Annotated in this window: 10 protein-coding genes; 7 read left to right on the forward strand and 3 right to left on the reverse strand. The window is 71.1% G+C overall.

The genetic code is table 11. The annotated features are described in order from the left end of the window. The first annotated feature begins 5 nt into the window (after positions 1–5). Positions 6–2,063, forward strand: a complete 2,058-nt coding sequence (locus tag SGA01_RS22755) for a phosphocholine-specific phospholipase C (RefSeq protein ID WP_141298265.1) — start codon at positions 6–8, stop codon at positions 2,061–2,063. Positions 2,064–2,126: 63 nt separating this feature from the next. On the opposite strand, the gene SGA01_RS22760 is transcribed toward SGA01_RS22755, so the two are convergent. Then, complete coding sequence (locus SGA01_RS22760; protein ID WP_229917549.1) at positions 2,127–3,485, reverse strand: hypothetical protein; 1,359 nt, start codon at positions 3,483–3,485, stop codon at positions 2,127–2,129. A 212-nt stretch (positions 3,486–3,697) separates the two neighbouring features. On the opposite strand from SGA01_RS22760, the gene SGA01_RS22765 reads away from it, so the two are divergent. The 5 genes from SGA01_RS22765 to SGA01_RS22785 all read left to right on the forward strand — a co-directional run bounded on the left by SGA01_RS22765 (position 3,698) and on the right by SGA01_RS22785 (position 7,362). Beyond that, positions 3,698–4,135, forward strand: a complete 438-nt coding sequence (locus SGA01_RS22765) for a DUF7144 family membrane protein (RefSeq protein WP_229917546.1) — start codon at positions 3,698–3,700, stop codon at positions 4,133–4,135. Between the two features lie 31 nt (positions 4,136–4,166). Next, entirely contained in the window at positions 4,167–4,493 is a 327-nt protein-coding gene (locus SGA01_RS22770; RefSeq protein ID WP_141298267.1) for a carboxymuconolactone decarboxylase family protein, read from the forward strand. A 208-nt stretch (positions 4,494–4,701) separates the two neighbouring features. Continuing rightward, positions 4,702–6,132 (forward strand): DUF2252 domain-containing protein, encoded by a 1,431-nt coding sequence (locus SGA01_RS22775; RefSeq protein ID WP_141298268.1) that lies wholly within the window; start codon positions 4,702–4,704, stop codon positions 6,130–6,132. Positions 6,133–6,258: 126 nt separating this feature from the next. Continuing rightward, positions 6,259–6,678: an SHOCT domain-containing protein gene (locus SGA01_RS22780; protein WP_141298269.1), complete on the forward strand. Its 420-nt coding sequence runs from the start codon at positions 6,259–6,261 to the stop codon at positions 6,676–6,678. Between the two features lie 21 nt (positions 6,679–6,699). After that, a complete protein-coding gene (locus SGA01_RS22785) occupies positions 6,700–7,362 on the forward strand; it encodes a GAP family protein (protein ID WP_055643701.1) in 663 nt (220 codons plus the stop codon). Positions 7,363–7,392: 30 nt separating this feature from the next. Here the strand turns inward: SGA01_RS22785 and SGA01_RS22790 are convergent, their stop codons facing one another. Together SGA01_RS22790 and SGA01_RS22795 are read right to left on the reverse strand one after the other, a co-directional pair. Further along, positions 7,393–9,048, reverse strand: a complete 1,656-nt coding sequence (locus SGA01_RS22790; RefSeq protein ID WP_229917545.1) for a phosphodiester glycosidase family protein — start codon at positions 9,046–9,048, stop codon at positions 7,393–7,395. Positions 9,049–9,630: 582 nt separating this feature from the next. After that, positions 9,631–9,894, reverse strand: coding sequence for a hypothetical protein (locus SGA01_RS22795; RefSeq protein WP_359095497.1), 264 nt, complete (start codon positions 9,892–9,894; stop codon positions 9,631–9,633). A 1,383-nt stretch (positions 9,895–11,277) separates the two neighbouring features. Between SGA01_RS22795 and SGA01_RS41595 the strand changes: the two genes are divergently transcribed. Next, the coding region (locus SGA01_RS41595; protein ID WP_218037846.1) for a hypothetical protein at positions 11,278–11,517 on the forward strand (240 nt) is incomplete at its 3' end.

Raw genomic sequence — 11,517 nt, forward strand, 5'->3', positions numbered from 1 at the left:
CCCCCATGACCGACATCGATCGCCGCCGGTTCCTCCAACTGACCGGTGGAGCCGCCGCGTTCACCCTGCTCTCCGAGAGCATCGCCCGCGCCGCCGCGATCCCGGCGCAGGGCTCGACCGGCACGATCCAGGACGTCGAGCACATCGTCGTCCTGATGCAGGAGAACCGTTCCTTCGACCACTACTTCGGGGCCATGAAGGGCGTGCGCGGCTTCGGTGACCCGCGCCCGGTGACGCTGCCGAGCGGGAAGTCGGTCTGGAACCAGTCGGACGGTTCGAAGGTCACCCTGCCGTTCCGGCCGGAGAGCGCCAAGCTCGGCATGGAGTTCCTCCAGGGCCTCAACCACGACTGGGCGGGCGGGCAGAAGGCCTTCAACAAGGGCAAGTACGACCAGTGGATACCGGCGAAGACCAAGGCCACGATGGCGCACCTCACCCGTGAGGACATCCCCTTCCACTACGCGCTGGCCGACGCGTTCACGATCTGCGACGCCTACCACTGTTCGTTCATCGGCTCCACCGACCCGAACCGCTACTACCTGTGGACCGGCCACACCGGCAACGACGGCACGGGCGGCGGCCCGGTCCTCAACAACGCCGAGGCGGGCTACGGCTGGAAGACGTACCCCGAGCGCCTGGAGGCGGCCGGGGTCTCCTGGAAGGTCTACCAGGACACGGGTGACGGCCTGAACGCCGCCGGCTCGTGGGGCTGGATCAACGACGCGTACCGCGGCAACTACGGCGACAACTCGCTCCTCTACTTCAACACCTACCGGAACGCCCAGCCCGGCAACCCGCTGTACGACAAGGCCCGCACGGGTACGAGCGTCAAGAACGGCGACACCTACCTGGCCGACCTCCGCGCCGACGTCCAGGCCGGACGGCTGCCCAAGGTCTCCTGGATCGCGGCCCCCGAGGCCTTCTCCGAGCACTCCAACTGGCCCTCCAACTACGGAGCCTGGTACATCGCGCAGGTGCTGGACGCGCTGACCTCGAACCCGGACGTGTGGGCGCGTACGGCCCTGTTCATCACCTACGACGAGAACGACGGCTTCTTCGACCACGTCGTCCCGCCGTACGTCCCGGCCTCGGCGGCCCAGGGCCTGTCGACCACCCCGACGGCCCTGGACCACTTCCCCGGCAAGACGGGCTACGTGGCCGGCCCCTACGGCCTCGGCCCGCGCGTCCCGATGATCGTCGTCTCCCCCTGGTCCACCGGCGGCTACACCTGCTCCGAGACCTTCGACCACACCTCGGTCATCCGCTTCATGGAGAGCCGCTTCGGGGTGCAGGAGCCCCAGATCTCCCCGTGGCGGCGAGCGGTCTGCGGCGACCTGACCTCGGCCTTCGACTTCACCCGGACGAACACCCAGCCGGCCCCGCTCCCGCCGACCGCCGGCTACTACCCGCCGGACCGCGCCCGTCACCCCGACTTCCCGGCCACCGCCCCGGCCACCGGCACGATGCCCCGCCAGGAGCCGGGCGCCAAGCCCACCCGCCCGCTGCGGTACGCCCCGTACGTGGACGGCGCCGCCGACATCGCGGCCGGCACGTACCGCCTGTCCTTCGGCGGCGGGCCCTCGGCGGGCGCCCAGTTCTACGTGACCTCGGCCAACCGCACGGACGCCCCCTGGACGTACACGACCGAGGCGGGCAAGTCCCTCTCGGACACCTGGAACACCAAGTACTCCAAGAGCCTCACCGACCTCACGGTCCACGGCCCCAACGGCTTCCTCCGCCACTTCCGCTCCCCCGGCAAGACAGCCGTCCCCGAGGTCACCGCCCGCCACAACCCCACCACGGGCAACCTGGACCTCACCTTCACCAACGCGGGAACGGCCGACGCCCGCCTCACCGTCACCCACGCCTACGCGGGCGGCCCCGCGACGGTCCTCGTCCCGCGCGGCGCCACGGTCACCCACACCGTCGATCTGTCCTCCAGCCGCGCCTGGTACGACGTGACGATCACCTCGAACACGTCCGCCGACTACCTCCGGCGCCTCGCGGGGCATGTGGAGACGGGCGCCCCGGGCGTCACGGACCCGGGCATCCTGACGTACTGACCCGGACGCGACCCCGCCCGCCGGCCGGATCACCGGCGGGCGGGCGGGGTGGCCGGCTCGTCCCTACGACGTCATCCCTTCGGCCCCTTCGGCCTCGTCGGCCTTGTCGTGGTGCACGCGTCCGCTGGCCGCCAGCAGCGCGAGCACGGCGAGGGCGACGAGGAGGATGAGCACCAGCAGCAGGACGGTGAGCACCGTCGGGTGGTTCCAGAGGGCGAAGACCAGCGCGAGGACGAGCAGCACCCCGATGGTCAGCCAGCGGCGGTACGTGTCCACCCAGGCGCCCGCCTTTCCGGCGCGCACCCCGTGGCCGTCGCCCCAGGCCGCGGCGGAGTCGGCCGCGCGCTCGGCCGTGCCCTGCACGGCGCGCGGCAGGCGGCCGGCGCCGGAGAGGTAGGCGCCGAGGGCCACCAGGATCCCGAGGACGATCGCGGTGCGCAGGCTGACGCGCAGGAAGCGGAGCAGCGTGTCGAAGATCGCCGCGGCGGCGGCCGGCGACTGCACCTGCTCGGGAAGGTGGTCGAGGTAGTAGCGGCGGGCGATCACCAGGCCGATGGCGAACACCAGGCAGGCCGCGGCCGCCCCGAGGGCCGTGGTCACCAGGGCCCGCCGGCGGCGACGGGCGAGCAGCACCCCGACGGCACCGAGCGCCACCGTGAGGACGGGCAGCCAGTTGCCGACGACGTCGAGGAGATGGGCCAGGTCCCTGATCTTCTCCAGCTTGTCGGACTGGAACAGGACCATCTGCTTGTCGACCTCGGGGATCTTCTCCGCCGGGGAGAGCCCGGCGTCCACGAGGTCCTTCTTCACCTGCTCGACGGCGGCTCCCACATCGAGCGTGACCGTGCCGCCCTTGACCTCCACGGAGCCGCGGCCCTCGCCGGTGAGCGCGTGCACCACCGCCGAGTGGGCGAACCGGTTGGCCTCGGTCCAGACGGTCTCGAACCGGTCGCTCTCGACGAAGCGGGTCGCCACCTTGGTGACGGCCTGGTCGACCGCCGAGTCCAGCTGCGGTCCCAGCGACTTGATGGCTTTGCCGACCCGGGGCGGCAGCCCCTGGGACTCCAGCCAGGCCGCGATGTCGGACGTGACCTGCGAGCCGTCGACCCTGGCGTCGGCTGCCTTTGCGATCCGCGCGACGGCCGCGGCCTCGATCGCCGGGTCGGAGGCGAGCGGCTCGACCGTCGAGACGTACCGGTCGTTGTCGAGGACGATGTCGTGCACCCAGACGGTGATCAGGGACACCGGAACGAGAATGCAGGTCAGCGTGATGAGCACGGCCGAGACGGTGCTCATCACGATCCGCCCGGCGAGCGAGCCCTTCCGGCCCGGCGGCGGGGCGCCGGGGTCGTCGGACGCGACGTCGGGCGGCCCCGGAGGCCTGGGCGGTGGCGACTGGGGCGGCTCAGGCGGTGTGCTCATGACACTCCCGGACGACTGTGGAGAAACTGCCTGCCCCCTATCAGGTGCACACGGTCGCGAGCGCCGCACGCCGGGTTGCTCCGCCGAGGTGGGTGCCGACCGCGGCCGGGGCGGGTCGGGCGGCTGGAGCCGCCGTCGGGCGAACCGCCCCGACGGCGGTGATACTCGGAAGGAACACCGGGCAACGGATCGCAAGATGCGAGGTGACGTCCATGAGCCAGCAATCACCTGCCGGAGGACAGAGAAACGCGGGGGGCCATCGGTCCGGGGGCGGCGGGCTCGCGAGCGGGGGCACCGTGTTCGCCGCGGTGCTGCTTTCCCTCGTGGGCGTCCTGGGCATCCTCCAGGGCATCACGGCCATCGCCAACGACGATGTGTACACGCGAGTCGGCGACTACGTCTTCGAGTTCGACCTGACGGCCTGGGGCTGGATCCATCTCGTGCTCGGAGTCGTCCTCGTGCTGATCTCGGTGGGCCTCTTCAAGGGCGCAGACTGGGCGCGGGCGGGAGGCATCACCCTGGCCGGCCTCAGCGCGGTCGCCAACTTCCTCTGGCTGCCGTACCAGCCGTGGTGGGCGCTCACCCTGCTGGCGATCGACGTGTTCATCATCTGGGCGCTGTGCTCCAGCTGGTCGCACTCCACCGACTGACGGTCCCGACAGCACACAGGAGGGCTACGACATGGCCACTGCTTCGGAAACCCCTGTTCTGGACACCCTCGCCGCCATGACGGTCGACTCGATCGAGCGCTGCGGTCTGGCTCCGGACATGCTCATGATCGCGCGGATCGCGGCCCTCGCCGCCTCTGACGCCCCGCCGATCTCCTACGCGGCCCACATCGAACTCGCCGTCGAGGTCGGCATGACCGCGGAACAGGTGCAGGACGTGCTGGTCGCCATCGCGCCGATCGTGGGCACCGCCCGCGTCATGACCGCGGCGGGCAACATCTCCACGGCGCTCGGCATCGCGATCGCCGTCGCGGACACCGAGATGGGGTCGGAGGGCTGAGGCTCCGGCCGGAACACCACCGGCCCACGACGCCTCACCCCACCCCCCCATCCCATCCCATCTCATCCCACTCCATGGCACGGACGCCCGGCGCGACCCACATCGGAGCGGGTGACCGGAGAGCCACCGAGCCCCTCCCGTCACCCGGCTCCCGCGCCGGGCGTTCCCACGGCACGGCCGGCGCAAGGGCCGGGCGGAAGGAGTCCCGATGCCCCGGAACGCGACCACGGCGATGCGCGCGGCGCGCCACGCCACCCCGAAGGAGCGTGCGGCGCTCGGCAGGAAGGCCCGGCGCCGCTCGCCGCGGTCGGGCCATGCCGAGTACCGGCCGTCCGCCGACAGGACCGACCCGCTGACGATCCTGGAGGCCCAGTCGTCGACGAGGGTCCCCGAGCTCGTCCCGATCCGCTACGGCCGGATGACGGAGTCCCCGTTCCGCTTCTACCGCGGCGCCGCCGCGATCATGGCCTCCGACCTGGCCGGCACTCCCCGCTCGGGCCTCACGGCCCAGCTGTGCGGAGACGCGCACATGCTGAACTTCCGTCTCCTCGCCTCACCGGAGCGGCGGTTGATGTTCGACATCAACGACTTCGACGAGACGCTCCCGGGACCGTGGGAGTGGGACGTCAAACGCCTGTCGGCGAGTCTCGTGATCGCCGCCCGGGCGAACGGCTTCGACGACGCCGAGCGCGCCCGCATCGTCAGGCACACGGTCCGTGCGTACCGCGAGGCGATGATCCGTCTCGCGGGCATGCGCACCATCGACGTCTGGTACGCGAAGATCGACGCGGACCGCCTCGAAGCCCTGGCCGCGGACCAGCTCCACAAGAGCGGACGGAAGAGGCTGGCCCGCGCCATGGCGAAGGCCCGCACCCGCGACAGTCTCCAGGCCTTCGACAGGCTCACCGAGACGGTCGACGGCCGGCCCATGATCGCGGCGGACCCCCCGCTGCTGGTCCCCGCGGGCGATCTGATGCCCGATTTCGAGCGCAACGCCCTCGAGGACCAGTTCCGCGACCTGATGCGGAGGTACGGCGCCACCCTGCAGTCCGACCGGCGCACGCTCCTGTCGGACTACCGGCTGGCGGACGTCGCCCGCAAGGTCGTCGGGGTCGGCAGCGTCGGCACCCGCTGCTGGATCTTCCTGCTCCTCGGCCGGGACGACGAGGACCCGCTCTTCCTCCAGGCCAAGGAGGCGGACACCTCGGTGCTCGCCCCGTACGTCGGCGCGAGCACCTACCGGAACCAGGGCGAGCGCGTCGTCTCCGGCCAGCGGCTGATGCAGGCCACCAGCGACATCTTCCTCGGCTGGGAGCGCGTGGACGGGTTCGACGGCAGGCGGCGCGACTTCTACGTACGCCAGTTGCGCGACTGGAAGGGCATCGCCATGCCGGAGCGGATGCGCCCCAAGGACATGGAGGCCTTCGGCGACCTGTGCGGGGTCACGCTGGCGCGTGCGCACGCGCGGTCCGGCGACCGGATCGCGATCGCCGCGTACCTGGGCGGCGGTGACTCCTTCGACCGGGCGCTCGCCGTGTTCGCGGAGGCCTACGCCGACCAGAACGAGCGCGACCACCAGGCCCTGCTCGACGCCGTGAGCGCCGGCCGGCTGCCGGCGGAGGAACTGCCGACGGGGTGATCCCGGGCAGTCCTGTCCGGAGTGCGGCGGACTCCGCCTCGGCGCACTCTGGAGGTAGTTCGTCCCGGCGGATCACGGCTTCCGAATGGACAGCCGGGGTCCGCCACGACCGGCAGGAGCTCGGACATGAAGGACTCGATGGTGAACCTGGCAGTGGACTACCCGCTGCTCAACATGTTCTGGACCATGTTGATGATCTTCCTCTGGATCCTCTGGTTCATGCTGCTCTTCCGCATCATCGGCGACATCTTCCGCGACGACGAGCTCGGCGGCTGGGGCAAGGCCGGCTGGACCGCGTTCGTCATCCTGCTGCCCTTCCTGGGCGTGTTCGTCTACCTGATCGCCCGTGGGAAGGGCATGGGCGAGCGCGAGCTGAACCGGATCCGGCAGAACGAGGAGCAGTTCCAGTCCTACGTACGGGAGACCGCCGGCTCAGGCACGGGCGGCCATGCGGACGAACTGGCCCGGCTCGCGGAGCTGAAGGACCGCGGCGCGATCACGGAAGCCGAGTTCGCGCAGGCCAAGGCCAAGGTCCTCGCCTCCTGACGCGCCGGATGCGCGTACCCCATGGTCCTCGACCTGTTCCTCATCGGCCTGGCCATCACGCTCTACCCGCTGCCGGGGATGGCCTTCGTCCTGGTCGTGTCCGCACCCCGCGGGGTGTACAAGGGGCTGGCCTTCATCCTCGCCTGGCTCGCCTGCCTGGTGGCCGTGATCGCCATGGTCCTGCTCTTCACGGACGGAAAGCCGCCCGCTCCCCGCTCGCCGCCCGGGATCGTGGCACTGGTCGCCATGCTGGTCATCGGCTTGGGCCTGATCGTCTACGGCGAGCACAGGCGGCGCCGGCGCCACCGCGGCGATCCCCCGCCCTCGTCCGACGAGGGTGGGGGGGCGCCGACGTCCCGCATGAACCGGGCCACGGTCTGGTCGGCGGCCGGACTCGCCGTCCTCCTTCAGCCCTGGGGAATGGTCAGCGCCGCGGCCGCCACGGTCGTGAAGGCCGACCTCTCCCACTCGGCTTCCTTCCTGGCCCTCTTCGGCTTCTGCCTCCTGGCCACCGCCAGTCTGCTGGCCATGGAGCTGTACATGGTGTTCGCGCCCGAGAAGGCCCAGCGCGATCTGCTGAACCTGCGCGCCTGGATGCACCGTCACAAGGACCAGGCGATCGTCCTCATCTGCCTTCTGCTCGGCCTGTGGCTCGTCGGCAGGAGCCTGTACGAGCTCACGTGAGTCGTCCGCACCGCGCCGGCCCCGTGCCCGCTACGGGCGCTTGACCACGACCACCGCGTTGCTCACCGCGCGCTCGCGCGCCGCGGTGTCCTCCCACTGGTCCCAGGGCCGGTTGTAGAGGGAGTTCTCCACCATCAGGGTCGTGTCACCGCCGCTGCCGAGCCCGACGGCGTCGCGCGCGCCCAGCCACTCCATCACCCGGGCGGCCTCGGGCAGCGTCACACCGACGCTGGCCTGGGGGTTCCGGCCGTCGATGGTGACGAGCATGAGGTGGCCCTCCGCGGAGATCCCGGCGAGGGTGCGCGGGTGGCGGGCGGTGAGGATGCCGCTGGGGCGGCAGCCCGCGGCCGGGGCGGGCAGGGCGCAGGCGACGTGCGCCATCCCGTTGGCGGCCGGGTTGAGCCACACCTGACCGTTCCGCATCAGCGCGGGCGTCCCGGCCCCGAAGGCGGCGAGAGCCGACGCGGTGACCGGGGTCCCGGCCATGTCGGTGACGCTGGTGTGCGGGGTGACCCGGTCCCCGGTCTTCAGGGCCTGCAGCCACTCGCCGCCCTTGCCGATGCCCTGGAGGACCCGGCCGCCCGCCGGTATCGGTCCGGGGGCGTCGCGGAGGTAGAGCACGTCCCAGTTGCCGTTCATGACGACCTCGGTGACGGGCGCGTCGCCCCACTCCTTGGCGGGTGCGGGGGTATCGGCGCCCCACTCGGGCCGGAAGACCACGATCTCGTTCGGGTCGTAGCAGGTCCCGTTGCGCCAGGGGTCGAGGCGCGGCACGTTGCCCAGGCTCGCGGTCTTCCGGAAGTCGTCGCCGACGCCTCCGCAGCCGAGGATCTGGCCCGCGACCCGGTTGATGCCGTCGACGTCCCGCGTGCTCCCGTCCGGCGCGGTGATCCACGTCCGGGACTTGACCTCGGTGATGCGGTGGCCGCCCGCGGCGTTCAGGAGCAGCGCGGTACGCCCGTTGTTGGGGGCCCCGAGCAGCACGTTGTTCTTCATGTAGAGGCCCTGGGGGACGCCCTCGTAGCCCATGAAGTGGGTGTTGTTGGTGGATTCGATGTCGAACTCGGTGCCGTTGACGGCGGCCAGCGCACCCGCGGCCGCGGAGAGCTGCCGTACGGTCTCGGAGCCGGAGACGTTCGCCCCGTGCTCGGCGCGCAGGTCGACCTTGGCGTCCGGCCTGACGGTGATCACCCGGATCTGCCAGGGGCCGCGGCTGTCCGGGGCGGTCTCGGCCGTGTACAGCACGCGGGAGTCGGTGAACCCCTTGGCCTTCAGCTCCGTCTGGAGGGTCTTGGCCTCCGCCGCGGTGGTGTACGAGCCGACGTGCACGCCGTAGAACGTCTGGGCGTACGTGTCCGCCGTGGCGGGCGAGTTCACGGGGACGACCCGGACGTCACCGAACGCGGCGGCCCGCAGCTTCTCCGCGTGGGCCGTGGCGGCGCTCTCCGCCGTGGTCACCTCCTGCCCGTCGTCGAACCGCACCCACACCGTCCAGACGTCACTGGCTGCGCCCTGGTTGAACACCCGGTAGGTGACGCCGGGGGTGAGCTCCTTGTACCCGGTCTTCGGCGTCGAGTGGTCGCCCAGCGGGAAGACCGCGCCGAGCGCGGGATGGTCGGGTACGGGTTCGGCGGTGGCCGTGGTGGCGAGCAGCGGTGACGCGGCGACGAGAAGCGCGGCGCTCACACGCGCGGCTCTCCGGGACGAGGAAGAAGAAGATCGAATCACACGGGCTGGACGCACGGCGGAGGCCCGGGGTTGCCCTGGGCGGCGGAAACAGCGCTCCCGGCCTCACGGGCCGGATCCGTTTCGCGGTGTGAAGCATCGGAGTGAAGTCGGCGTGTCGCTACGACACGCCGAGTCACCGGCGGTGCGCCGTGGGACACGACGAAGCCCGTGGCGCAGGTGAATCCTTCCTGCTGCCACGGGCTGTGGTGGGGCGGGTGGGACTCGAACCCATTTCGGTGACGCGTCTCACCTGCGGCGATGCCAAAGGGCCGGACGAATCCATCCGATTCCATCCGGCTGCGTTCCCGCTCGATCCCACTCGATCGAGGACCGTGCAGCGTTCGCTGCACCGCTGTCGCCGCGCTCCCCCGCACCCGCGGATCTCAGGTCGACTCCGCCCGCCTGCGGCTCGCCATCACTCTGTGGGCCTGCTGTTAGGCCGTCCACACGCCCGCCAGGTGTACCCGGCGGGCGGTCGCGCTACGTAATCCATCTGCCGCTGGGGCGCCGACTCGTTCCCGGCCACCAGCGGCGTGCTCGTCAGTGCGCGCCGGTCTCCGGTTCGGGCCGGGGCAGTTCGTCCAGGTCGAGGGTGAAGGTGCGTCCGTCGGCCAGGTCGACAGGGAGCTTGCCGGTGCCGTACTTGTGGGTGTGCGCCGCAATGTAGCCGGTTCCAGTGGGCTGGGTGTGGACGACGACCTCCGCCGCGTACGGGTCCACCACGAGGTAGATGGGGATGCCGTAGCGGCCGTACTTGGCGGTGCAGTCGTCGTAGTCCTTGCGAGCGGAGGACACGGGTACCACCTCCGCGATCAGCAGGACGTCCTCGAAGCTGTAGCGCCGGTCATGATCACCTTCCCGTCGGCACCGAAGAAGACCGTGTATCCCTCGGGGAACTCGGTGTGCATGATCGCCTCGACGCTCATCAGCGGCTCCTTCCCGTCGCCTCCAGAACACGGTCGACACGCGTCAGCAGCGGGCGCCACCGGCAGATCGATGCCGAACCGATCACCTGTTCGCTACGGTGACCCACAGCAACGTACGCACGAAAAGAATGGGCGCCTCCGTGAGTACCACGGCGCTCACCGACCGCCCGGCCCCGGCCAGCCACCCTCACATCCCAGGAGGCCGGATACCGCCCCGTGATGGCGCCGGCCCCGGCCGCCCGGAAGCGTTCTTCTGGATCCGCACCCGCAGCAACATCGCATGGCGCCCCGTGCCGGCCCGCGTCCGCGCCCGCACGGCTGGCCCCAGCCCCGCCGGCTCGATCGAATCGCGAAACACGGTCGCGTCGGGATGCGCGTCGGGGGGCGAATTCGCCACCATCACCCGATCATCTCCAGGCGCACCACAGGTACGTCCGCGTACGTCCCGACCGCGGCCTCCGCCGCGCGAAACCCGCGGCCGACGAGCTGATCGTCGCGCGCGGACCGGGTATCACTCCGCACGTCGTCGGCCGGCACCACCGGCGTGGACAGCGGCGACAGCGCCGCCGTCCCCCACCCGGAACGATCTCCAGATCCATCCGCGCAAGCGCCGCCCGCTCCGCCTCCAGCGGATCCGGCGCCTCCAGGAACGCTGGAGCGGCCGGAACAGGATCGGGTGACGCCCACTTGGCACACTCCTCGGACGGCTGCCGCGTGAACATCCAGCCCCTCTTCGACGCGCTCGGCATCCAGGAGAACACCAGCTCGGCCCTGGCCGACGACCTCCGCACCCGGATCGACGAACTACAGGGCCCGCTGCGGGAGGCAGAGACGCCGCTTCCTGCACCGCCGCACGCCTTCCCACGAGATCCGCGACTCCGCGCCGTGACCCACGGCCTCGGCTACGCGCAGAGGCTCCGCCCCCGTGCTGGGGGCGGAGCCTCATGGCCGTTTCGTCGGCCCTACGTCTGCCCTCGGGCTACCGGGCTCGACCTCCTACACCAAGAGGAGCTGCACGTTCTCCGACCGAGGTCTCTTGGGGCTCGCGGTGTAGAGGATGAACCCTCCGCCGGGGGTGATGGCGATCTCTGAAATTGGCCAGGCGTGCTCGCCGCCCCACTCGGTCGGGATTCCATGAGGAGGATCTGGAAGCGCCACGCACGCTGGGGTGCAATGTGCCGCCACCCGCGAACGCGGGGACTTAATACCAGCGCGGCCGCGGAGGCAGCCATGCTGCCGGTCCCGCATGGCGGGGAAGCACGTGGCCCAGAGCATCGTCAAAGCTGCCCGGCAGGAAGTCGGCCCCCCACGGGGGCTTGCCCTGGTCGTGGTCGTCGTGACCGTGACCCTGCTCGCCCTCGTCGTGACCGTGACCCTGCTCGCCCTCGTCGTGACCGTGGTGGCCGTGGTCGTGATCAGGCTTTGTGGGTCCGGCGGGTCCAGCAGGCCCCGTGGGTCCGACGGGTCCTGCGGGTCCGGCAGGGCCGGCAGAACCTGTGGG

Source organism: Streptomyces gardneri (assembly GCF_006539185.1).
Taxonomy (GTDB): Bacteria; Actinomycetota; Actinomycetes; order Streptomycetales; family Streptomycetaceae; genus Streptomyces; species Streptomyces gardneri.